Annotated in this window: 17 protein-coding genes; 12 read left to right on the forward strand and 5 right to left on the reverse strand. The window is 71.2% G+C overall.

Annotated elements, in window-relative coordinates; translation table 11 throughout:
- Nucleotides 1-2: 2 nt before the first annotated feature.
- Nucleotides 3-863: a bifunctional DNA-formamidopyrimidine glycosylase/DNA-(apurinic or apyrimidinic site) lyase gene (mutM, locus tag ACZ69I_RS29920; RefSeq protein ID WP_470835706.1), complete on the forward strand. Its 861-nt coding sequence runs from the start codon at nucleotides 3-5 to the stop codon at nucleotides 861-863.
- Here the strand turns inward: mutM and ACZ69I_RS29925 are convergent.
- Nucleotides 836-1216, reverse strand: a complete 381-nt coding sequence (locus ACZ69I_RS29925; protein WP_467671761.1) for a winged helix-turn-helix transcriptional regulator — start codon at nucleotides 1214-1216, stop codon at nucleotides 836-838. The genes mutM and ACZ69I_RS29925 overlap by 28 nt on opposite strands.
- Before the next feature lie 128 nt (nucleotides 1217-1344).
- The gene (locus tag ACZ69I_RS29930; RefSeq protein ID WP_470835707.1) at nucleotides 1345-2163 is read right to left on the reverse strand and encodes a CAP domain-containing protein; all 819 of its coding nucleotides are present in this window, start codon (nucleotides 2161-2163) and stop codon (nucleotides 1345-1347) included.
- A gap of 192 nt (nucleotides 2164-2355) precedes the next feature.
- Here ACZ69I_RS29930 and ACZ69I_RS29935 point away from each other — a divergent pair, with 192 nt between their 5' ends.
- The 4 genes from ACZ69I_RS29935 (at nucleotide 2356) to ACZ69I_RS29950 (ending at nucleotide 8668) form a co-directional block, all read left to right on the forward strand.
- Nucleotides 2356-2637 carry an acylphosphatase gene (locus ACZ69I_RS29935; protein WP_361720632.1) on the forward strand — a complete coding sequence of 94 codons (282 nt, stop codon included), beginning with the start codon at nucleotides 2356-2358 and terminating at the stop codon, nucleotides 2635-2637.
- Nucleotides 2638-3040: 403 nt separating this feature from the next.
- Complete coding sequence (locus tag ACZ69I_RS29940) at nucleotides 3041-3244, forward strand: hypothetical protein (RefSeq protein WP_055551056.1); 204 nt, start codon at nucleotides 3041-3043, stop codon at nucleotides 3242-3244.
- Between the two features lie 231 nt (nucleotides 3245-3475).
- Nucleotides 3476-7036, forward strand: coding sequence for a chromosome segregation protein SMC (gene smc / locus ACZ69I_RS29945; protein ID WP_470835709.1), 3561 nt, complete (start codon nucleotides 3476-3478; stop codon nucleotides 7034-7036).
- A 207-nt stretch (nucleotides 7037-7243) separates the two neighbouring features.
- Nucleotides 7244-8668: a sugar porter family MFS transporter gene (locus ACZ69I_RS29950; RefSeq protein ID WP_467671768.1), complete on the forward strand. Its 1425-nt coding sequence runs from the start codon at nucleotides 7244-7246 to the stop codon at nucleotides 8666-8668.
- 52 nt (nucleotides 8669-8720) lie between these two features.
- Here the strand turns inward: ACZ69I_RS29950 and ACZ69I_RS29955 are convergent, their stop codons facing one another.
- On the reverse strand, nucleotides 8721-9704 hold the full coding sequence (locus tag ACZ69I_RS29955; RefSeq protein WP_470835710.1) for an LLM class flavin-dependent oxidoreductase: 984 nt from the start codon (nucleotides 9702-9704) through the stop codon (nucleotides 8721-8723).
- Nucleotides 9705-9818: 114 nt separating this feature from the next.
- Complete coding sequence (locus ACZ69I_RS29960) at nucleotides 9819-11279, reverse strand: purine-cytosine permease family protein (protein ID WP_470835711.1); 1461 nt, start codon at nucleotides 11277-11279, stop codon at nucleotides 9819-9821.
- 199 nt (nucleotides 11280-11478) lie between these two features.
- On the opposite strand from ACZ69I_RS29960, the gene ftsY reads away from it, so the two are divergent.
- Complete coding sequence (gene ftsY / locus ACZ69I_RS29965; protein WP_470835713.1) at nucleotides 11479-12702, forward strand: signal recognition particle-docking protein FtsY; 1224 nt, start codon at nucleotides 11479-11481, stop codon at nucleotides 12700-12702.
- A gap of 119 nt (nucleotides 12703-12821) precedes the next feature.
- Here the strand turns inward: ftsY and ACZ69I_RS29970 are convergent, their stop codons facing one another.
- Nucleotides 12822-13484: a bifunctional DNA primase/polymerase gene (locus ACZ69I_RS29970; RefSeq protein ID WP_467671776.1), complete on the reverse strand. Its 663-nt coding sequence runs from the start codon at nucleotides 13482-13484 to the stop codon at nucleotides 12822-12824.
- A gap of 421 nt (nucleotides 13485-13905) precedes the next feature.
- Between ACZ69I_RS29970 and nsdA the strand changes: the two genes are divergently transcribed.
- The 6 genes from nsdA (at nucleotide 13906) to ftsH (ending at nucleotide 23800) form a co-directional block, all read left to right on the forward strand.
- The gene (gene nsdA / locus ACZ69I_RS29975) at nucleotides 13906-15381 is read left to right on the forward strand and encodes a transcriptional repressor NsdA (protein ID WP_467671778.1); all 1476 of its coding nucleotides are present in this window, start codon (nucleotides 13906-13908) and stop codon (nucleotides 15379-15381) included.
- A gap of 334 nt (nucleotides 15382-15715) precedes the next feature.
- The gene (locus tag ACZ69I_RS29980) at nucleotides 15716-17113 is read left to right on the forward strand and encodes an ammonium transporter (protein WP_470835714.1); all 1398 of its coding nucleotides are present in this window, start codon (nucleotides 15716-15718) and stop codon (nucleotides 17111-17113) included.
- Nucleotides 17110-17448, forward strand: coding sequence for a P-II family nitrogen regulator (locus ACZ69I_RS29985; protein ID WP_467671782.1), 339 nt, complete (start codon nucleotides 17110-17112; stop codon nucleotides 17446-17448). The genes ACZ69I_RS29980 and ACZ69I_RS29985 overlap by 4 nt, the downstream gene beginning before the upstream one ends.
- Before the next feature lie 88 nt (nucleotides 17449-17536).
- Nucleotides 17537-20014, forward strand: a complete 2478-nt coding sequence (locus ACZ69I_RS29990; RefSeq protein ID WP_470835715.1) for a [protein-PII] uridylyltransferase — start codon at nucleotides 17537-17539, stop codon at nucleotides 20012-20014.
- A gap of 146 nt (nucleotides 20015-20160) precedes the next feature.
- Nucleotides 20161-21714, forward strand: coding sequence for a signal recognition particle protein (gene ffh, locus ACZ69I_RS29995; RefSeq protein ID WP_467671786.1), 1554 nt, complete (start codon nucleotides 20161-20163; stop codon nucleotides 21712-21714).
- A 151-nt stretch (nucleotides 21715-21865) separates the two neighbouring features.
- Complete coding sequence (ftsH, locus tag ACZ69I_RS30000) at nucleotides 21866-23800, forward strand: ATP-dependent zinc metalloprotease FtsH (protein ID WP_470835716.1); 1935 nt, start codon at nucleotides 21866-21868, stop codon at nucleotides 23798-23800.
- Nucleotides 23801-23803: the final 3 nt, after the last annotated feature.

A 23803-nucleotide genomic window follows, 5' to 3' on the forward strand; every position in this document is an offset into this window, starting at 1 on the left:
ACATGCCCGAGCTGCCCGAAGTCGAAGTCGTCCGGCGTGGTCTGGAGCGGTGGGTCAGCGGGCGTCTCATCGGTGAGGTGCAGGTGCTGCACCCGCGTGCGGTGCGGCGGCACATGGCGGGCGGCGCGGACTTCGCGGCCCGGCTGACCGGGCACCGGACGGGGCTCGCCCAGCGGCGCGGCAAGTACCTGTGGCTGCCGCTCGCCGACTCCGCGCAGTCCGTCCTGGCTCATCTGGGCATGAGCGGGCAGCTTCTGGTGCAGCCCCAAGAGGCCCCGGACGAGAAGCACTTGAGGATCCGGATGCGCTTCGCCGACGGGCAGGGCACCGAGCTCCGCTTCGTCGACCAGCGCACCTTCGGCGGGCTCTCGCTGCACGACAACACCGCCGACGGCCTGCCCGACGTCATCGCGCACATCGCGCGCGACCCGCTGGACGTCGCGTTCGACGACGACGCCTTCCATCGGGCGCTGCGCGGCCGCCGTACGACGATCAAGCGGGCGCTCCTCGACCAGTCGCTGATCAGCGGCGTCGGCAACATCTACGCGGACGAGGCGCTGTGGCGGTCGAGGCTGCACTACGAGCGGCCCACCGGAACCTTCACGCGCCCGCGCACGGCCGAACTCCTGGGCCACGTACGGGACGTGATGAACGCGGCCCTCGCCGTCGGCGGCACCAGCTTCGACAGCCTCTACGTCAACGTGAACGGCGAATCGGGTTACTTCGAGCGGTCGCTCGACGCCTACGGCCGGGAGGACGAGCCGTGCCGCCGCTGCGGCACCGCGATGCGCCGCCGCCCCTGGATGAACCGCTCCAGCTACTTCTGCCCCCGCTGTCAGCGGCCGCCGCGCGCCTCGTCGTAACGCTCCCGCGCCCGCAGGACCTCGTCCTGACGGCCCTCCACGCAGCGGATCAGGGCGAGCAGCCGCTCGGTGATCTCCTGGCCGAGCGGGGTGAGCCGGTAGTCCACGCGCGGCGGGTTGGTCGGCTGGGCGGTGCGGTGCACCAGGCCGTCGCGCTCAAGGGCGTGCAGGGTCTGGGAGAGCATCTTCTCGCTGACGCCGTCGACGCGGCGGCGCAGTTCGTTGAAACGGAACGTCCCCTCGTGCAGGGCTCCGAGGGTGAGCGCTCCCCAGCGTCCCGTGACGTGCTCCAGGGTGGCCCGGGAGGGGCACTGCCGGGAGAAGACGTCGTACGCCAGGTCGGTGGGTTCCATACGGATACCTTACTCTCGCGCAGCGCTAACCAATGGTTAGTGCTGATGGGTCAGCGCTGACGCGGGGTGTTGACGCGAGGTGAGGGAGCAGAGGGGCCAGCGGCGGCGCGGACGGCGGCGCCCGGCCGTCAGAAGCCGAAGTCCTGCGTCCACCACGGGCCGCCCGGCGCGAAGTGCACACCGACGCCCAGGGTCTTGTAGTCGCAGTTGAGGATGTTGGCGCGGTGGCCCGGACTGTCCATCCAGGCGGCCATCACGGACTCGGGGTCGGCCTGTCCGCGCGCGATGTTCTCGCCGCCCAGGCCGGAGATGCCCGCCTTGTCGGCGCGGTCCCACGGCGTCGCGCCGTCCGGGTCGGTGTGGTCGAAGAAGTCGCGCTCGGCCATGTCGGCGCTGAAGGCACCGGCCAGCGCCGCGAGCCGGTCGTCGGCCTGTACGGGGCGGCAGCCCGCCTTGGCCCGCTCCTGGTTGACCAGGGTGATCACCTCGGCCTCCGCCTTGACCTCGTCGGAGGAGGGCCGGGAGTTCGCCGGGGGAGTGGCGGGCGCCTTCTCGGGCGTACGGGACGGGCTCGGCGGCGTCGACCTCTTCTGGTCGGTGTGCGGCTTCGGAGCCTTGGGCGTCGGCTTCCCTGCCGGGGTCCTCGACGGCTTCGGGGCGGCCTTGGAGGGAGTGGGCGCCGGCGCCTCGGAGCGCGCGGTGCCACGGCTCGGCGTCGGCTCGGCGGGCTCCGCCCGGTCGCCCGAGCCGCCCTGGGCGTCCACCTCCGTCGGCGCGGCCGCGGAGCGTACCTTGCCCGAGTCGCTCCCGCCGCCCAGCCGATAGCTGTCGGACCCCGGGAGCACGCCCGCGGCGACCGCGACGGCGCCCATCGCGACGGCGGCCGATACGCCGAGCAGACCCGTGCGGACCGGAGCGGAGGCACGGCCCTTGCGGCGGTGCGACACCGTCCCCGGAGGATTCTCAGGGGTGGCGGCCTGTCCAGCGCCGGAGCGTCGGTGGCGTCCCATCTCCTGGCCTTTCGTCCTTATGATCAACGTGACTCACCCATATGGGTGAGGCTCATCGAGTCGCGACTGTACGCGATGGCGCATGGGCACGAAGTGTCTCCTGAGCAATTGGCCGGTTAGCGTGCAGCCATGAATGAAGACGTGCGACTCACCGCCTGGGTGCGAGGACGCGTACAGGCCGTGGGATTCCGCTGGTTCACGCGGGCCAAGGCGCTGGAGATCGGTTCCCTGAGTGGTTTTGCTCTCAATCTGGAGGACGGCCGCGTACAGGTCGTCGCCGAGGGGCCCCGGGCCGGCTGCCAGAAACTGCTCGACTGGCTCCGCGAGGGCGACACACCCGGGCGGGTCGACGGAGTCACCGAGATCTGGGACACACCGCGTGGCATATACGAGACCTTCGCCATCCGGTGACCGTGACCGGGCGAGACGTCCCAGGACGGGGGCGACGGGGGGCGGGACGAGTGTCCGGGGCAACTGCCTGAGGCAGAAAAAGCCTGGTGGTTGCCAAGAACCGCTTGCCGTGGCAGGCTCCGCAGGTAAGGATGATCTCCACGCCCCCAGGGCCCCGAAGGAGTCGCAGCGCCGCCCGTTCCAGGGCCGCTTGCCCCCGGGCCGCCCGCCAATACGGGGTGTGATCGTGTTGACCGTCAAACTTTTTGGTGAGACTCTGGAAGCCCCGCGCACCTTAGCTGTTTGGCATGTGAGAACGGCCAGCAAGACCCCAGCAGAACAATGAGTGCCAAGCACCGCGGGTGCGATTCCCTCACGACCCACACCGCTTCGGTCGGTCACTCAGTGTGGAGGACCATCCATCATGGCAAAGGCGCTTCTCGGTTACGTCGGCGGCAGCGACCCGCGACTCCTCGCCGAGATGCGACGGCTCCAGCAGCGCGTACAGGACCTGGAATCCGAGCTCGGTCGGATCCAGGCGGAGAACGACGCGCTCGCGGCTGCCGCTTCTCACGAATCGCTCCTCGAGAGCATCGACGTACCCCAGGCGGAGCCTGCGCTCACCTGACCACTAATCGATCACGAATTCACAGGGGCTTTCTGAACATGCGTCCCTGATAAGCAACTGGTCAGGCTGTTCGTGTCAGCCGCTTGTTTCAAGATCTGCAAGGGACGCTTCGGCGTCCCTTCTTTCTTTCCCGCTCCCGCATGCGTTCCCGCATATGCCGCTTCCTTTACCGTCTGATGTGCCCTGCACCTTCATCGGTGAAACGGCCACTGAAAGGTAGAGTCCGACGGCGTGCATCTCAAGGCCCTGACCCTGCGCGGTTTCAAGTCCTTCGCGTCCGCCACGACGCTGAAGTTCGAGCCGGGCATCACCTGCGTCGTCGGTCCCAACGGCTCCGGCAAGTCCAATGTCGTGGACGCGCTGAGCTGGGTCATGGGCGAGCAGGGCGCCAAGTCCCTGCGCGGCGGCAAGATGGAGGACGTCATCTTCGCCGGCACCACCGGGCGGCCCCCCCTCGGCCGGGCCGAGGTGTCCCTCACCATCGACAACTCCGACGGCGCCCTGCCCATCGAGTACGCCGAAGTCACCATCACGCGGATCATGTTCCGCAACGGCGGCAGCGAGTACCAGATCAACGGCGACACCTGCCGCCTCCTGGACATCCAGGAACTGCTCTCCGACTCCGGCATCGGACGGGAGATGCACGTCATCGTCGGGCAGGGCCAGCTCGACGGGGTGCTGCACGCCGACCCGATGGGGCGGCGCGCGTTCATCGAGGAGGCCTCGGGCGTCCTCAAGCACCGCAAGCGCAAGGAGAAGGCGCTCCGCAAGCTGGACGCGATGCAGGCCAACCTCGCGCGCGTGCAGGACCTCACCGACGAGCTGCGGCGCCAGCTCAAGCCGCTGGGCCGGCAGGCCGCCGTCGCACGCCGGGCCGCCGTCATCCAGGCCGACCTGCGCGACGCCCGCCTGCGCCTGCTCGCCGACGATCTCGTACGGCTGCGCGAGACGCTGAACGCGGAGGTAGCCGACGAGGCCGCGCTCAAGCAGCGCAAGGAGAGCGCCGAGGCCGAGCTGAAGGCCGCCCTGCAGCGCGAGGCGGAGCTGGAGGGCGAGGTGCGGCGCCTCACGCCGCGTCTGCAGCGGGCCCAGCAGACCTGGTACGAGCTGTCCCAGCTGGCCGAGCGGGTGCGCGGCACCGTCTCGCTGGCCGACGCCCGGGTCAAGAGCGCCACCGCGGCGCCCCCCGAGGAGCGGCGCGGCCGCGACCCCGAGGACATGGAGCGCGAGGCCGCCCGCATCCGCGAGCAGGAGGCCGAGCTCGAAGCCGCGCTCGCGGCCGCCGAACACGCCCTGGAGGACACGGTCGCCCACCGGGCCGAGCTCGAACGGCAACTGGCCGTCGAGGAGCGCAGGCTCAAGGACGTGGCGCGGTCCATCGCCGACCGGCGCGAAGGGCTCGCCCGGCTGAGCGGACAGGTCGGCGCGGCCCGTTCGCGGGCGGCGTCCGCCCAGGCCGAGATCGACCGGCTCGCCGCCGCCCGGGACGAGGCCGCCGAGCGCGCGGTGACGGCCCAGGAGGAGTACGAGCAGCTCAAGGCCGAGGTCGACGGGCTCGACGCGGACGACGCGGAGCTCGGGGAGCGGCACGACGCGGCGAAGCGGGAGCTCGCCGAGGCGGAGGCCGCGCTGACCGAGGCGCGGGAGGCCGCGACCGGCGCCGAGCGCAAGCGGGCCGCGGTCGCCGCCCGGCACGACGCGCTCGCGCTCGGCCTGCGGCGCAAGGACGGCACCGGCGCGCTGCTCGCCGCCGGGGAGCAGCTCACCGGGCTGCTCGGCCCGGCCGCCGCGCTGCTCACCGTCGCCCCCGGCTTCGAGGTCCCGGTCGCGGCCGCGCTCGGCGCCTGCGCCGACGCCGTCGCCGTGAGCGGTCCGAGCACGGCCGCCGAGGCCATCCGCCTGCTCCGCAAGCAGGACGCCGGGCGGGCCGCGCTGCTGCTCGGCGGCGCCCCGGACCAGGCGCGTGAGGTACGCCCGGAGGGGCCGCCGCTGGTCGCCGATCTGGTACGGGGGCCCGAGGAGTTGCTGCCCGCCGTGCGGCGGCTGCTGCGCGGCATCGTCGCCGTGGGCACGCTGGAGGACGCGGAGGACCTGGTCTACGCACACCCCGGCCTGACCGCTGTCACCGCCGAAGGGGACCTGCTCGGGGCGCACTTCGCGCAGGGCGGGTCCGCGGGGGCGCCGAGCCTGCTCGAAGTGCAGGCCTCCGTCGACGAGGCCGCCGCCGAGCTGGCGGAACTCGGCGGGCGGTGCGAGCAGTTGGCCCTCGATCAGGAGCGGGCCGGGGAGCGGCGCAGGGAATGTGCCGCGCTGGTCGAGGAGTTGGGGGAGCGGCGCAGGGCCGCCGACCGCGAGAAGTCCGCCGTGGCGCAGCAGTTGGGGCGGCTCGCCGGGCAGGCGCGGGGCGCCGCGGGTGAGGCCGAGCGGTCCGCCGCCGCGGCGGCGAAGGCGCAGGACGCGCTGGACAGGGCTCTGGAGGAGGCCGAGGAACTCGCCGAGCGGCTCGCCGTCGCCGAGGAGGCTTCTCCCTCGGGAGAAAGAGAGGAGGAGCCGGACACCGCCGCGCGCGACCGGCTCGCCGCCGACGGGGCCAACGCCCGGCAGACGGAGATGGAGGCCCGGCTCCAGGCCCGTACGCACGAGGAGCGGGTCAAGGCGCTCGCGGGCCGCGCGGACTCCCTGGACCGGGCCGCCCGCGCCGAACGCGAGGCACGCGCGCGTGCCGAACAGCGCAGGGCCCGGCTGCGCCACGAGGCGGCGGTGGCCGGGGCCGTCGCGTCCGGCGGGCGCCAGCTGCTCGCCCACGTCGAGGTCTCCCTCGTACGGGCGCAGGAGGAGCGGGCCGCGGCCGAGCGTGCCAAGGAGGCGCGGGAGCGGGATCTGGTGGCCGAGCGCGGCCGGGGCAGGGACCTCAAGGCCGAACTCGACAAACTGACTGATTCAGTTCACCGCGGCGAGGTACTGGGTGCCGAGAAGCGGCTGCGGATCGAGCAGCTGGAGGCCAAGGCGCTGGAGGAGCTCGGTGTGGAACCGGCGGGACTCGTGGCGGACTACGGTCCGGATCAGCTCGTACCGGCCTCGCCCCCCGCCGAGGGTGAGGAGCTGCCCGCTGCCGACGATCCGCGGAGCGGGCCGGTGCCCTTCGTCCGGGCCGAGCAGGAGAAGCGGCTGAGGTCAGCCGAACGGGCGTATCAGCAGCTCGGAAAAGTGAACCCGCTGGCCCTTGAGGAGTTCGCGGCGCTGGAGGAGCGGCACAAGTTCCTCAGCGAGCAGCTCGAAGACCTGAAGAAGACGCGGACCGACCTCCTCCAGGTGGTGAAGGAGGTGGACGAGCGCGTCGAGCAGGTCTTCACCGAGGCGTACTACGACACGGCCCGCGAGTTCGAGGGTGTCTTCTCCCGGCTCTTCCCCGGCGGCGAGGGGCGGCTGATCCTGACCGACCCCGACAACATGCTCACCACCGGCGTGGACGTCGAGGCCAGGCCGCCCGGCAAGAAGGTCAAGCGGCTCTCGCTGCTGTCCGGCGGCGAGCGGTCCCTGACGGCCGTGGCGTTGCTCGTCTCGATCTTCAAGGCGCGGCCCAGTCCGTTCTACGTGATGGACGAGGTCGAGGCGGCGCTCGACGACACCAACCTGCAGCGGCTCATCCGCATCATGCAGGAACTGCAGGAGGCCTCGCAGCTCATCGTGATCACGCACCAGAAGCGCACGATGGAGGTCGCCGACGCGCTGTACGGCGTCTCGATGCAGGGTGACGGCGTCTCGAAGGTGATCAGCCAGCGGCTCCGCTAGGCGCTCTTCAACACTTCAAGACTTGAACATCAGCAAGCTCAGAGTGCCCGCAACTTCACAGCAGCCCCCCTATTGACTTCGAAACTTGAAGGCATAGTCTCTGCAACATTGCTTTTACCTTCAGGTGGTGGGCGGCGTGAAGTTGTGCGCCACTTGAAGAGCTCGCCCCCACCCCCGGCAACGCTGCCGGTGGCCCGAGGAGTACACGTGACCAGCACATCGCAGGCGCCTCAGTCCGGAGCCAGAGAGGCCCACCCGGACCATCTCGGACATGTCATCTTCATCACGGCGGCCGCCGCGATGGGTGGCTTCCTCTTCGGCTACGACAGTTCGGTGATCAACGGCGCGACCGTCGCCATCCAGCACCGCTTCGACGTCGACGCCAACATGCTCGGCTGGATCATCGCGACCGCGCTGCTCGGCTGTGCCGTCGGTGCCGCCATCGCAGGCCGCATCGCGGACCGCATCGGCCGCATCCGCTGCATGCAGATCGCCGCCGTGCTCTTCGCGGCCAGCGCGATCGGCTCGTCCCTGCCCTTCGCGGCCTGGGACCTGACCGTGTGGCGCCTCATCGGCGGCATCGGCATCGGCATGGCCTCGGTGATCGGCCCTGCGTACATCGCCGAGGTCGCCCCGCCCGCCTACCGCGGCCGCCTCGCCTCGTTCCAGCAGGCCGCGATCGTCATCGGCATCGCCGTCTCCCAGCTGGTCAACTGGGGCATCCTGAACATGGCCGACGGTGACCAGCGCGGCAAGATCGGGGGCCTCGAGGCCTGGCAGTGGATGCTGGGCGTCATGGTCATCCCCGCGCTGCTCTACGGGCTGCTGTCCTTCATCATCCCGGAGTCGCCGCGCTTCCTGATCTCGGCAGGCCGGCAGGCCGAGGCGAAGAAGGTCCTCGGCGAGGTCGAGGGGCAGCACATCGACCTGGACGCGCGCGTGCAGGAGATTGAGACGGGCCTGCACCGGGAGCACAAGCCCTCCTTCAAGGACCTCCTCGGCAAGGTCGGCTTCCTGCCGATCGTCTGGATCGGCATCGGGCTCTCGGTCTTCCAGCAGCTCGTCGGCATCAACGTGATCTTCTACTACTCGAACCAGCTGTGGCAGTCGATCGGCAAGGACCCGTCCAGCTCGTTCCTGTACTCGTTCGAGACGTCGATCGTGAACATCATCGGCACCGTCATCGCGATGATCTTCGTCGACCGCATCGGCCGCAAGCCGCTGGCGATCATCGGCTCCGCGGGCATGGCGGCCGCGCTGTTCACCATGGCGTGGGCGTTCTCGTACAAGACCGGCTCCGGTGACAACGTCTCGCTGCCCAACGCGCAGGGCCTGACCGCGATCATCGCCGCCAACGCCTTCGTGCTCTTCTTCGCCCTCTCCTGGGGCGTGGTGGTCTGGGTGCTGCTCGGCGAGATCTTCCCGAACCGGATCCGCGCCGCGGCGCTCGGGGTGGCCGCGGCCGCCCAGTGGCTCGCCAACTTCGCGATCACCAAGACCTTCCCGAGCATGTCCGAGTGGTCCCTGACCGGCTCGTACATCATCTATGGCGCCTTCGCCGCCATCTCGATCCCCTTCGTCATGAAGTTCGTCAAGGAGACGAAGGGCAAGGCCCTGGAGGAGATGGGCTAAACCCCGCTGCCCCCTCCTCTTCAGGAAGCTGCCCCGGCTGAAGGACTCGTGCTCACTTGTCCTTGAGCCGGGGCAGTACGTTTTCGCAGAAGTGGTGCAGGCTGCGCCAGCCCTCGTCGACGGGCATGCCGCCGGAGAGCGGATGCAGGACGAGGCTGCCCGCGCCGTTCTTCGCGTACGCCACGCACTCGTCGGGCGTCAGGATGCGGTAGACGCCCTCGTCGCACAGTTCCCCGACTGTCGTCGCCGACGACTTCACCGCCGAGCGGATGTCCTTGGACTGCCAGGAGGCGTACGTGCGCGCCTCGTGCAGGAAGTGCTCGCCGTGCTCGGCCCAGGTGCGCTCGGGGTCGTCGGCGATGTGCAGGAGCGGGGTCTCGGCGGCGGGCATCATCGTCCAGCCCTCGGTGCCGTGCTCCGCGCGCTGCGCGTCGTAGTACGCCTCGAGCTCGGGCAGGTGGGCGCTCGGGAAGAAGGGCAGGCCGAGCCGGGCCGCGCGCCGGGCCGCAGCCTTCGAGGAGCCGCCGACCAGGAGCAGCGGGTGGGGCTGGGTGAAGGGCCGCGGCGTGACGCGCGCGGTGCGGCCGCGGTAAGGGAACGGCTCGCCCGTCCAGGCCTTGAGCAGGGTCTCCAGGAGCTCGTCCTGGAGCTTTCCGCGGTGCGCCCAGTCGACGCCCGCCTGCTCGTACTCCTCGGGCCGGTAGCCGATCCCCGCCACCGTGACGAGGCGGCCGGCGCTCAGAAGATCGAGTACGGCGATGTCCTCGGCGAGCCGCAGCGGGTCGTGCAGCGGGCCGATGACCGCGGACACCGTCACCGCGATGCGCCGGGTCGCGCCGAAGACGGCGCCCGCGAAGGTGAACGGCGAGGAGATCCAGTTGTTCTCCGCGCCGTGGTGTTCCTCGGTCTGGACGGTGGAGATGCCGCGGTCGTCGGCGTAGGCGGCCATCTCCAGGGCGGTCCGGTAGCGCTCGCTCAGGGATGCGGGCGTCGCCGCGGGATCGACGAGGTTGAAACGTACGACTGTGGCGGGCATGGAAACGTCCCCCTTCACCGTGCGTGGGCGGCGAAGGGGGACGTTAGTTGACGCGATGTCAGATGGATAGCCTCGTACGGGAGTTGGATCGATCCGCGCCGAAGATGGCGAGGGTCAGGCGGAGACCAGCTCGGTGTCGCCCTCGCCCTTGCCGTCCGAGGCCGCCGCGGGCCGCTCGACCGGCGGGGTCTTCGGCAGGATCGCGTACAGCAGCGCGGCGATGACGATCGTGGTCAGCCAGCCGAGGCCGTGCCGGCCGATCCAGGACGTGGCGAGCGGGCCGCTGAACCAGTCGACCTTGGTGAAGAGCAGGCCACCCACCAGGGCGACCGCCCACGCCGTCATGGCCTGCCAGGCGAAGCCGGCCCTGTACCAGTAGGCGCTGGTGCGCTTGGTGTCCATCAGGGCCTCCCCGTCGTACGTCTTGCGGCGCAGCATGTCGACGCCGAAGACGCCGATCCAGGCGGAGAACGCGACCGCGAGCAGCGTGAGGAAGGAGATGAAGGAACCCATGAAGCTGGTCGCCACGTTCATCAGGATGTAGCCGAAGATCAGGCTGATCACGGCGTTCACGCTCACCGCCCAGGTGCGCGGGACCTTGATGCCGAGCGTCATGGCGGTGAAGCCCGCGGAGTACATCGACATGGAGTTGATCAGCAGCATGCCGATGAGCGCCATGAGGAGGTACGGCACCGCGATCCACATCGGGAGCAGCTCGCCGAGGAAGGAGACCGGGTCCTGCGCCGAGGAGAGCTTTGGGTCGGAGACCGCCATGACGGCGCCCATCAGGACCATCGGGACGACGACGATGCCGGCGCCGCCGATGGCGTGGCCGATGAGCGGCTTGTTGGAGGCCGCGCGCGGCAGGTACCGGGTGAAGTCGGGGCCGGTGGGCACCCAGCTGATGCCGCCCGCGGCGATCGTGCCGACGCCCGCGACCATCATCGCGGTGGAGCCCGCGGGCTTGTCGAAGACGGCGGACCAGTCGGTCTCGGCGAGGAGGTAGATCAGTACCAGGACGCTGAAGGCGCCGAAGGCGTACGTCGACCAGGTGCTGCAGATGTGCAGGATCTTCCGGCCGAGGCCGCTGATCAGGAACGTGCAGGTGACGAAGGCGACCAGCGTGACGACGGTGAGCCAGGTGCTCGACTCCACGCCGAAGCAGATGTTCAGGACGGTGATGATCGCGTACGCGCCGGTGACCGCGTTGATCGTCTCCCAGCCCCAGCGGGCGATCCAGATCAGCGCGCCGGGGAAGAGGTTGCCCCGCTGGCCGAAGACCGCGCGGGAGAGCGTCATGCCGGGCGAACCGCCGCGCTTGCCGGCGATGGAGATCAGGCCGACCATGCCGTAGCTCAGCAGGGGCGAGACGAGCGCGACGACCAGGACCTGCCAGATGTTCAGGCCGTTGGAGACGATCAGGCCCGCGCCCATGGTCAGCAGCAGGACGCTGATGTTGGCCGCTACCCAGGTGGGGAAGAGCTCACGGGTCCTGCCCGTGCGCTCGGCGTCCGGGACGGGCTCAAGGCCGCGTGTCTCGAGGGCGCCTTCGGATTCGGCGGTGGTGCTGCTCATGGGGGTGGGTCCGTGCCTCTCACTCGGATCGCAACGTCGCGATCCGCCGGTGGGGGTGATTCGCGATGGACTCTACGCGCGTTGATGCGGGGACCTCCATCGTACTTTAGTCCGAGTAGTGCCCTCCCATGGCATATGTTCTTTGGAGGAAACTCCAATCTGGGCCTCTCTTGGTGGCATGGCCGATACTGGACGGGTTATGGAAATCGTCATCCTTGCTGTAGTCATCGCCGTGGTCGTGATCGGCGCGCTCGGCGGGCTCGTGATCGGCAGCCGCAAGAAGAAGCAGCTGCCCCCGCAGGCCCCGTCCAGCACGCCCACCATCACCGCCCCTCCCGCCGAACCGAAGGTCGGCGAAGAGGCCGAGACGCCGCGCGACGAACCGCGCCGCACGATCGAGGAGGTGGAACTCCCGCTCGTCGAGCCGTCGGCCACGGCCCCGGTCGTCGTCGAGGAACCGGTCACCGAGGAACCGGCCGCGCCGGAGATCGAGACCCCCGAGCCCGCCGCGGGCCGCATGGTCCGGCTGCGCGCCCGGCTCTCCCGCTCGCAGAACGCGCTCGGCAAGGGGCTGCTCACGCTGCTGTCCCGCGAGCACCTCGACGAGGACACCTGGGAGGAGATCGAGGACACGCTGCTCACCGCGGACGTCGGCGTCGCGCCCACCCAGGAGCTCGTCGAGCGGCTGCGCGAGCGCGTGCGCGTGCTCGGCACCCGCACCCCCGACGAGCTGCGCACCCTGCTCCGCGAGGAGCTCCTCACGCTCGTCGGCGCGGATCTCGACCGCACCGTGAAGACCGAGTCCGGCCTGGAGACGCCGGGCATCGTGATGGTCGTCGGGGTCAACGGCACCGGCAAGACCACCACCACCGGCAAGCTCGCGCGCGTCCTCGTCGCCGACGGCCGCTCGGTCGTCCTCGGCGCCGCCGACACCTTCCGCGCCGCCGCCGCCGACCAGCTGCAGACCTGGGGCGAGCGCGTCGGCGCCCGTACGGTCCGCGGCCCCGAGGGCGGCGACCCCGCGTCGATCGCCTTCGACGCGGTCAAGGAGGGCATCGCGGAGGGCGCGGACGTCGTCCTCATCGACACCGCGGGCCGGCTGCACACCAAGACCGGCCTCATGGACGAGCTCGGCAAGGTCAAGCGCGTCGTGGAGAAGCACGCCCCGCTCGACGAGGTGCTGCTCGTCCTCGACGCCACGACCGGCCAGAACGGCCTGGTGCAGGCCCGGGTCTTCGCCGAGGTCGTCGACATCACGGGCATCGTCCTCACGAAGCTGGACGGCACCGCCAAGGGCGGCATCGTCGTCGCCGTCCAGCGCGAACTGGGCGTTCCCGTCAAGCTGGTGGGCCTCGGCGAGGGCGCGGACGACCTGGCTCCCTTCGAGCCCGAGGCGTTCGTGGACGCGCTCATCGGGGACTGAGGGCCCCGCACGCTCCTCCGTGCGTGACGCTGTGGCGTACGCGAAGAAGGGCCTCTCGCACGGTGCAGGTGCGAGGGGCCCTTCCGTATGGGGTCGTGAGGGTCGTGCCGGGTCCGGGGCTACGCCGGGGACCGGTGCGCGACGTACGCCAGCGTGCCGAGCAGGAGCCGTGCCTGCGGCGGATGCGTCGCCGTGTCGAGCGCGGGGGAGCGGAGCCAGCGGACCGGTCCGAGGCCGCCGCGGTCCGACGGGGGCGCGGTGATGTGGGCGCCGTGGCCCAGGCCGCGCAGGTCCAGGGCGGCGCCGTCCCAGCCCATGCGGTAGAGCAGCCGGGGGAGTTCGGTCGCGGCGCCGGGGGCGACGAAGAACTGCGCCCGGCCGTCGGGCGTGACCGCCACCGGGCCCAGCGGAAGGCCCATCCGCTCCAGCCGGAACAGCGCGCGCCGCCCGGCCGTCTCCGCCACCTCCAGCACGTCGAACGCGCGCCCGACCGGCAGCAGTACGGCCGCGCCCGGGAACTCCGCCCAGGCGTCGGCCACTTCGTCGAGCGTGGCCCCGGCCGGGACCTCGGGGGCGAACTCCAGCGGATGGGCGCCGGGGGCGGCGCAGTCGGCGGCACCGCACGAGCAGGCGCCGTCCAGGGTCCGGGCGCCGGGCACCGCGGCCCAGCCCCACAGGCCGGTGTACTCCGCGACCGCGGTGCAGTCCGACGTGCGGCCGCGCCGCCGTGCTCCGGTCCGGGGCCTGTCGGTCCCCCGGGTGCCGCCGATCGTGAAGCCCATGCCCCCTCCAACGGGTCGAGCGTGCCGCGGTTACGTGACGGAATGGGATCGTGACCCTCTGTCGCGGGACGGCGCCCGATGGCTTCAAGGGTGGTGCGCCCGGTGCCGCGCGCCCCGGTGCACTCCGCTCCGCCCACTTTCGTCCGTCCTATGTCAAGTGAATCGCTTGTGGCGGCCCGGGAGTTCATTCGAAGGGGTGGCGAATGGTGGCGTTTCCGCAATCGCCCTCGCGAGAGGGGTGATCGTAGGATTACTTTCGGTGCATGGCCCTGGGAGTTCGAGCACCCGTGGGTATGCCGGAGGCAAGTCGGTTTCCTGTTCGATGGGTGACATTCTCCGGACGGACAGCCGTAAGACGCGGCATTCTGTTAGGGCTTGGCGTGCACAACGACCAAGTGGCTTGATGGATGGGGGCGTTCCAGTGGGCGGCAACGGCGGAGGCGGAGTGAACGCTGAGAAGCGCCCCAACGAGATGCTCACATCCTGGTTCGTGCGCAGCGGCTGGTCGAAGGGTGAGCTGGCCCGCCAAGTCAACCGCAGAGCACGCCAGTTGGGCGCCCACCACATCTCGACGGACACCTCGCGGGTGCGCCGCTGGCTGGACGGCGAGAATCCCCGCGAGCCGATTCCCCGCATCCTTTCCGAGCTGTTCTCCGAGCGCTTCGGCTGCGTCGTCGCCGTCGAGGACCTCGGCCTGCGCGCCGCGCACCGCACCCCCGCCTCCTCCGGGGTCGACCTGCCCTGGACCGGCCCGCAGACGGTCGCGCTCATGAGCGAGTTCTCGCGCAGCGACCTGATGCTCGCCCGCCGCGGCTTCCTCGGCACCTCGCTCGCGCTCTCCGCGGGCCCCGCCCTCATCGAGCCCATGCAGCGCTGGCTGGTGCCCTCACCGTCCGCCTCGGCGCCCCGGGACCCCGAGGCCGCCGCCCCGCGCCGCCCGTCTCGGCTCTCCAAGCCCGAGCTGGACCTGCTCGAGTCCACGACGGTGATGTTCCGGCAGTGGGACGCCCAGTGCGGCGGAGGGCTCCGGCGCAAGGCCGTCGTCGGACAGCTGCACGAAGTGACGGATCTGCTGCAGGAGCCCCAGCCCGAGGCCACCTCCAAGCGCCTCTTCAAGGTCGCGGGCGAACTGGCCGAGCTGGCGGGCTGGATGAGCTACGACGTGGGACTGCAGCCCACCGCCCAGAAGTACTTCGTCCTCGCCCTGCACGCCGCGAAGGAGGCGGGTGAGAAGCCCCTCGGGTCGTACATCCTCTCCAGCATGAGCCGCCAGATGATCCACCTCGGCCGGCCCGACGACGCGCTCGAACTGATCCACCTCGCGCAGTACGGCAGCCGCGACTGCGCCAGCCCGCGCACCCAGGCCATGCTGTATGCGATGGAGGCCCGGGCGTACGCCAGCATGGGCCAGCCCGGCAAGTGCAAGCGGGCCGTCCGGATGGCCGAGGACACCTTCGCCGACGCCGAGGACTTCGGCGGGCCCGAGCCGGACTGGATCCGCTTCTTCTCCGAGGCCGAGCTCAACGGCGAGAACGCCCACTCGTACCGCGACCTGGCCTACGTGGCAGGCCGCAGCCCCACGTACGCCTCACTCGCCGAGCCCGTCATGGAGCGCGCCGTGGAGCTCTTCGAGAAGGACCCCGAGCACCAGCGTTCGTACGCGCTGAACCTCATCGGCAAGGCCACCGTCCACCTCCTCCAGCGCGAGCCCGAGCAAGGCACCGTCCTCGCCGGACAGGCCCTGGACATCGCCAAGAAGGTCCGCTCGGAGCGGGTCAACACCCGCCTGCGCAAGACCGTCGACACCGCCGTACGGGACTTCGGCGACGTCGCCGAGGTCGTGGAGATCACCGAACGGCTCGCCATCGAGATGCCGGAGACCGCGGAAGCGGTCTGAAGCCCGGCACGACCGGCCCCGGCCGCGGCAGGACCATCCCGAACAGCCCGACTCGGCTCCCCCATGCCAGGTCAGCCGGATGGCCGCCGCGGCCGGTTCTCATCCAGCGCGCGGAAGAGGGAACCGCCCCCCGCGCGACCCGGCAGTTCATGACCGCGTAACACGCACGACCTCTTCGTCACTGCGGCGAAACACCGAGGGGCGCCCGCCGAAACCGCGCTGCGCCAATGTCTGGCGCACGACCGGCCCACAGCCCCGCGCTCCCCGAGCAAGGGCCCCTCGGCACCCCGCACGCCTCGCCCGCACGGGCCGCATACGAGACGAGGAGACGCCGATGCCCCCAGGCATCACGATCGCCGCAGACGCCCCCGAGCTGTCTGCCGCCAACACCGGGTTCATGCTCATCTGTTCCGCCCTGGTGATGCTCATGACGCCGGGACTCGCCTTCTTCTACGGAGGCATGGTCCGCGTCAAGAGCACCCTGAACATGCTGATGATGAGCTTCATCAGCCTGGGGATCGTCACCATCCTCTGGGTGCTGTACGGGTTCTCCGTCGCGTTCGGCACCGACCACGGCAGCCTCGTCGGCTGGGAGGGTGACTACGTGGGCCTCAGCGGTCTCGGCATCAACCAGCTCTGGGACGGATACACCATCCCGGTCTACGTCTTCGCCGTCTTCCAGCTGATGTTCGCGATCATCACCCCCGCGCTGATCAGCGGCGCCCTCGCGGACCGCGTGAAGTTCACGGCCTGGGCGCTGTTCATCACGCTGTGGGCCACCGTCGTGTACTTCCCCGTCGCGCACTGGGTGTGGGGCACCGGCGGCTGGGCCTTCGAACTCGGAGTCATCGACTTCGCGGGCGGCACCGCGGTGCACATCAACGCCGGAGCCGCGGCGCTCGGCGTGATCTTCGTCATCGGCAAGCGCGTCGGCTTCAAGAAGGACCCGATGCGGCCGCACTCGCTCCCGCTGGTGATGCTCGGCGCGGCCCTCCTGTGGTTCGGCTGGTTCGGCTTCAACGCCGGATCGTGGCTCGGCAACGACGACGGCGTCGGCGCGCTCATGTTCGTCAACACCCAGGTCGCCACCGCCGCCGCCATGCTCGCCTGGCTCCTCTACGAGAAGCTCCGCCACGGCGCGTTCACCACGCTGGGCGCGGCCTCCGGCGCCGTCGCGGGCCTCGTCGCCATCACCCCCTCCGGCGGTTCCTGCTCACCGCTCGGCGCCATCGCCATCGGCGCCATCGCCGGTCTGCTGTGCGCCATGGCCGTCGGGCTCAAGTTCAGGTTCGGCTACGACGACTCCCTGGACGTGGTCGGCGTCCACCTGGTCGGCGGCATCGCCGGATCGGTCCTCGTCGGCTTCTTCGCCACCGGCGGCGGCCAGTCCAAGGCCCAGGGCCTCTTCTACGGCGGCGGCCTCGACCAGTTGTGGAAGCAGCTCGCGGGTGTCGGCGCCGTCCTCGCGTACTCCCTGATCGCCTCCGCGGCCCTCGCCCTCCTCGTCGACAGGACGATCGGGATGCGGGTCGACGAGGACGACGAGGTCGCGGGCATCGACCAGGTGGAACACGCCGAGACCGCGTACGACTTCAGCGGGGCGGGCGGCGGCACGGCCGCGCGCACCGGGCTCCCCACCCCGCTCGGGGGCGGCGCGGGTGCTCCTGTCCAGAGGGACGAGACGGCTCAGAAGGACGAGACGGCTCGGAAGAACAAGAAGGTGGACGCATGAAGCTCATCACCGCGGTCGTCAAGCCGCACCGGCTCGACGAGATCAAGGAAGCGCTGCAGGCCTTCGGCGTCCAGGGCCTGACCGTGACCGAGGCCAGCGGCTACGGACGGCAGCGCGGACACACCGAGGTCTACCGGGGTGCCGAGTACACGGTGGATCTCGTGCCGAAGATTCGCATCGAGGTCCTCGTCGAGGACGGCGACGCCGAGCAACTCCTCGACGTCGTGGTGAAGGCCGCCCGTACCGGCAAGATCGGGGACGGCAAGGTCTGGAGCGTCCCGGTCGATACGGCTGTCCGGGTGCGCACCGGGGAGCGGGGACCCGACGCGCTGTGAGGCGCGAGGTGTCGGCAGGGAGGCGCGGGGCGCGGGGGGTGTGAGGCGTGATGCAGGGAACTGAGCGGGACTGAACAGGAGCTGCTGGGTGACGAGTGTGGACGTAGAGACCGAAGCGACAACCGAAGACTCCGGACCCAGCGGCTACGCGGCGGCCCGGCTGCGGCTCCTCCACGAGGAGTCGCGGTCCGGGCCGCCGCGCCGTGCCGCCCTCGCCGAGCTGACGGACGACTGGCTGGCCGGGCTCTTCCGGGCCGGGTCCGCCCCGGTCGGCAGCGTGCCCCGGGGTGCCGCGCTCGTCGCCGTGGGCGGTTACGGGCGGGGCGAGCTGTCGCCCCGCAGCGACCTGGACCTGCTCCTCCTGCACGACGGGAACGCCGACGGGCAGGAGGTCGCCGCGCTCGCCGACCGCCTCTGGTACCCCGTCTGGGACCTCGGGCTCGCCCTCGACCACTCCGTGCGGACACCGGCGGAAGCGCGCCGGACGGCCGGCGAGGACCTCAAGGTGCACCTCGGGCTCCTCGACGCCCGCCATGTCGCGGGAGACCCGGGGCTGACCGCCGCGCTGCGCACGACCGTGCTCGCCGACTGGCGCAACCAGGCGGTGAAGCGGCTGCCCGAACTGCGCGAGCTGTGCGAGGAACGAGCCGAGCGGCAGGGCGAGTTGAGCTACCTGCTCGAACCCGACCTGAAGGAGGCAAGGGGTGGCCTGCGCGACGCGACCGCGCTGCGGGCCGTCGCCGCCTCGTGGCTCGCGGACGCGCCCCGCGAGGGGCTCGCCGACGCCCGCAGGCAACTCCTGGACGTGCGCGACGCACTGCATCTGACCACCGGCCGTGCCACCGACCGGCTCGCACTCCAGGAGCAGGACCAGGTCGCCGCCGAACTGGGCCTGCTGGACGCGGACACCCTGTTGCGACAGGTGTACGAGGCGGCCCGCGTCGTCTCGTACGCAAGCGACGTCACCTGGCGCGAGGTCGGGCGCGTGCTGCGGGCGCGGGCCGGGCGGCCGAGGCTGCGCACGCTGCTCGGCGGCGGCCGGGGGGCCGTCGCCGAGCGGACGCCGCTGGCCGAAGGGGTCGTCGAACAGGACGGCGAGGCCGTGCTCGCCCGCGCCGCGCGGCCCGAACGGGACCCCGTCCTGCCGCTGCGGGCCGCCGCGGCCGCGGCGCAGGCCGGCCTCCCGCTGTCGCTGCACGCCGTGCGCCGCCTCGCCGCCGCGGCGCGCCCCCTGCCCACGCCGTGGCCCGCCGAGGCGCGCGAGCAGCTCGTGACGCTGCTCGGCGCGGGGCGGCCCACCGTCGAGGTGTGGGAGGCGCTGGAGGCCGAGGGGCTCATCACGCGGATGCTGCCGGACTGGGAGCGGGTGCGGTGCCGGCCGCAGCGCAACGCCGTCCACACCTGGACGGTCGACCGGCACCTGGTGGAGACGGCGGTACGGGCCGCCGAACTCACCCGGCGCGTGGGGCGGCCCGACCTGCTCCTGGTGGCCGCGCTGCTGCACGACATCGGCAAGGGGTGGCCGGGGGACCACTCCGCGGCCGGGGAGATCATCGCCAGGGACGTCGCCGCGCGGATCGGCTTCGACGGGGGCGACGTGGCGGTCGTCGCCTGCCTGGTGCGCCACCACCTGCTCCTCGTGGAGACCGCCACCCGGCGCGACCTCGACGATCCCGCGACGGTACGGGGGGTCGCCGAGGCGGTGGGTTCGGTGGGGACGCTGGAACTGCTGCACGCGCTGACCGAGGCGGACGCGCTGGCCACCGGGCCCGCGGCCTGGTCGGCGTGGCGCGGGGCGCTCGTCGCCGACCTGGTGCGGCGGGTCGCGGCGCTGCTGTCCGGGGACGAGCCCGCGCGGGCCGAGGACGCGGCGCCGACGGCCGAGCAGGAGCGGCTCGCGATGGAGGCGTTCCGTACGGGCGGACCGGTGCTCGCGCTCCGGGCGCGGGCGGAGGGCACGCCGGGGGCCGCCGAGTCCGAGGAGGGGGCCGAGCCGCTCGGGGTCGAGTTGGTGGTCGCCGTGCCGGATCAGCCCGGGGTGCTGTCCGCGGTGGCCGGGGTGCTCGCGCTGCACCGGCTCGCGGTGCGGACCGCGGAGCTGCGGGAGGTGACGCTGCCCTCGGGCGTCGAGTCCTCCTCGGTGCTGCTGCTCAGCTGGCGGGTCGCGGCGGAGTACGGCTCGATGCCACAGGCGGCACGGTTGCGGGCCGATCTGGTCCGCGCGCTCGACGGCTCCCTGGACATCGAGGCGCGGCTCGCGGAACGGGAGGCGGCGTACCCGCGCCGCCGCGGCACGGTCGCACCGCCGGCCCGGGTGGCGGTGGCCCCGGCGGGTTCGCGGCTCGCGACGGTGATCGAGGTGCGGGCCCAGGACGCGCCGGGCCTGCTGCGGCGGATCGGGCGGGCGCTGGAGGACGCAGGGGTGGTGGTGCGCAGTGCGCACGTGTCGACGCTGGGGGCGAACGCGGTCGACGCGTTCTATGTGACGGGGGCAGACGGGGTTCCCCTGGAGGGGGAGCGGGCCGCCGGAGTGGCCCGGGAGGTGGAGGGGGTCCTGCGGGGCTGAGCGCGAGCGCGGGGCGGGCGCGGCCCGGTGGCGCTCGCCCCCCCGAGCCAAGGAAGAGCCGCCCGGAGCCCCGGGCACCCGCGGTCGACCGATACTCTGGAAGGCGACCTGTCCCCCTTCCCCCGACCCGAGGATTCGCGACCGCCGTGTTCGATACTCTCTCCGACCGCCTCGCAGCGACATTCAAGAACCTCCGGGGCAAGGGCCGCCTGTCCGAGGCGGACATCGACGCCACGGCGCGCGAGATCCGCATCGCCCTGCTCGAGGCGGACGTGGCCCTGCCCGTCGTCCGTGCCTTCATCAAGCAGGTCAAGGAGCGTGCGGCCGGTGCCGAGGTCTCCCAGGCCCTCAACCCCGCCCAGCAGGTCATCAAGATCGTCAACGAGGAGCTCGTCGGCATCCTCGGCGGCGAGACGCGGCGCCTGCGGTTCGCCAAGACGGGCCCGACCGTCATCATGCTGGCGGGTCTGCAGGGTGCCGGTAAGACGACCCTCGCGGGCAAGCTCGGTCTCTGGCTGAAGGGGCAGGGCCACTCGCCGCTGCTCGTCGCCTGTGACCTCCAGCGCCCCAACGCCGTCAACCAGCTGAGCGTGGTCGCGGAGCGCGCCGGCGTCGGCGTGTACGCCCCCGAGCCGGGCAACGGCGTCGGTGACCCGGTGCAGGTCGCCAAGGACTCGATCGAGTTCGCCAAGACGAAGCAGTACGACGTCGTCATCGTCGACACCGCCGGCCGCCTCGGCATCGACCAGGAGCTGATGCAGCAGGCCGCGGACATCCGCGACGCCGTGAGCCCGGACGAGGTCCTCTTCGTCGTCGACGCCATGATCGGTCAGGACGCCGTCAACACGGCGGAGTCCTTCCGCGACGGCGTCGGCTTCGACGGCGTCGTCCTGTCGAAGCTCGACGGTGACGCCCGCGGTGGCGCCGCCCTGTCGATCGCCCAGGTCACGGGCCGCCAGATCATGTTCGCCTCGAACGGCGAGAAGCTGGACGACTTCGACGCGTTCCACCCGGACCGCATGGCGTCCCGCATCCTCGGCATGGGCGACATGCTCACGCTGATCGAGAAGGCCGAGCAGACCTTCTCGCAGCAAGAGGCCGAGAAGATGGCCTCGAAGCTGGCCTCCAAGAAGGGCCAGGACTTCACCCTCGACGACTTCCTGGCCCAGATGGAGCAGGTCAGGAAGATGGGCAGCATCAGCAAGCTGCTCGGGATGATGCCCGGGATGGGGCAGATCAAGGACCAGATCAACAATCTGGACGAGCGGGACGTGGACCGTACCGCCGCCATCATCAAGTCGATGACGCCCGCCGAGCGTCAGGAGCCGACGATCCTCAACGGCTCGCGCCGGGCCCGTATCGCCAAGGGTTCCGGTGTCGACGTCAGCGCGGTGAAGAACCTGGTCGAGCGGTTCTTCGAGGCGCGGAAGATGATGTCCCGCATGGCCCAGGGCGGCGGGATGCCGGGTATGCCCGGGATGCCGGGCATGGGTGGTGGCCCGGGCAAGCAGAAGAAGAAGCAGAAGCAGGCCAAGGGCAAGCGCAAGTCGGGCAACCCGATGAAGCGCAAGCAGGAGGAGCAGGAGGCCGCCGCGCGCCGCGAGGCGGCGGGCCAGGCCGGGGGCGCCTTCGGCCTGCCGGGCGGCCAGGCCGGCCAGGACTTCGAGCTCCCCGACGAGTTCAAGAAGTTCATGGGCTGACGTCCGGCGAAGCGGGCGGAGCCGCCCGCCGATCACGGACTGTTCCGTCTCGTACGTCACCGGGGCGCCCCTCCGCGGAGGGGCGCCCTCGGCGTTTCCCCGGGTGTACGGAGCGGGTGCCCGGTCCTCTTTTCTGACGTAACGTCCGGATATGAGCAACCCTGTGCCGCCGCGCCAGGCGCCCGATCAGCCGTGGCGCTCCGAGGGCGCCCCGCCGCCCGCACCCACGCCGCCGCCGAAGAAGAAGATGCCGGGCGGCTGGGGGAGCCTGATCCTCACGGCTCTGATCGTGTATCTCATCGCCAACCTCGTCCTGTCCTTCTTCAACGACGGCGACGAGCCGACGATCTCGTACACGGAGTTCAGCAAGCAGGTCGACGACGGCAACGTCACGAAGATCTACTCCAAGGGCGACGCGATCCAGGGCCAGCTCAAGAAGGAGCAGTCCGCGCCGGACGGCGACAAGGGCAAATACACCAAGTTCACCACGCAGCGCCCCGCCTTCGCCGACGACAAGCTCTGGGACGACCTGACCAAGCACGGGGTCACGGTCACCGCCGAACCGGTGGTGCAGGAGCGCAGCTTCCTCTCCAACCTCCTGATCTCGCTCGCCCCGATGCTGCTGCTCGTGGTGCTGTGGATCTTCATCGCCCGGCGCATGAGCGCGGGGATGGGCGGCGGGGGCGGCATGCTCGGGCGCAAGACGCCGCCCAAGCCGGTCGAGCTGGAGCCCGGGGCGAAGCGGACCACCTTCGAGGACGTGGCGGGGATCGACGAGGTCGAGGGCGAGCTCAACGACGTCGTCGACTTCCTGAAGAACCCCGACGTCTACCGCAGGATGGGCGCCAGGATGCCGCGCGGCGTGCTGCTCGCGGGGCCGCCCGGCACCGGCAAGACGCTGCTCGCGCGCGCCGTCGCGGGCGAAGCGGGCGTGCCCTTCTTCTCCGCCTCCGCCTCGGGGTTCATCGAGATGATCGTGGGCGTGGGCGCCTCGCGCGTACGGGAACTCTTCGCGGAGGCCCGCAAGGTCGCCCCGTCGATCATCTTCATCGACGAGATCGACACCATCGGACGGGCCAGGGGCGGCGGCAGCGGGATGGGCGGGCACGACGAGCGCGAGCAGACGCTGAACCAGATCCTCACCGAGATGGACGGTTTCTCCGGCGCGGAAGGTGTCATCGTGCTCGCCGCCACCAACCGTGCCGACGTCCTGGACTCCGCCCTCACCAGGCCGGGGCGTTTCGACCGCGTCGTCAACGTCTCGCCGCCCGACCGCGGTGGGCGCGAGGCCATCCTCAGGATCCACACGAGGGCCATCCCGCTGGCCGACGACGTCGACCTCGCCCAGGTCGCCCGTACGACACCGGGCATGACCGGCGCCGAACTCGCCAACCTCGCCAACGAAGCCGCCCTCGTCGCCGTCAAGCGCAAGCAGGACGCGGTCACGCAGTCCGACCTCTCCGAAGCCATGGAGAAGGTGCAGCTCGGCGCCGAGCGGCCGCTCGTGATGCCGGAGGAGGAGCGCAGGCGCACCGCGTACCACGAGAGCGGCCACGCCCTGCTCGGCATGCTGCAGCCGGGCGCCGACCCGGTCCGCAAGATCACCATCGTGCCGCGCGGGCGCGCGCTCGGCGTGACGCTCTCGACCCCGGACTCCGACAAGTACGCCTACACCGAGGAGTACCTCCGGGGCCGCATCACCGGCGCCCTGGGCGGCATGGCCGCCGAACACGTCGTCTACGGAGTCATCACGACCGGCGCGGAGAACGACCTGGAACAGGTCACCAACATCGCCCGCGGCATGGTCGGCCGCTGGGGCATGAGCGAACGGGTGGGCCGCCTCTCGGCCCTGCCGAACGACGCCCAGCAGGCGTACGGGCTCGCCGCGGCACCCGGGACCCTCGACACGATCGACACGGAGATGAGGCGGATCGTCGACGAGTGCTACGAGAGCGCCTGCCGGCAGCTGCGCGAGCACCGGGCCCAACTGGACGCGCTGGCCGCGGCGTTGCTGGAGAACGAGACGCTGGAGGAGACGCAGGCGTACCGGGTGGCGGGCATCACGCGGATGACCAAGGACTCTTAGGTC

Source organism: Streptomyces sp. NPDC036815 (assembly GCF_055609205.1).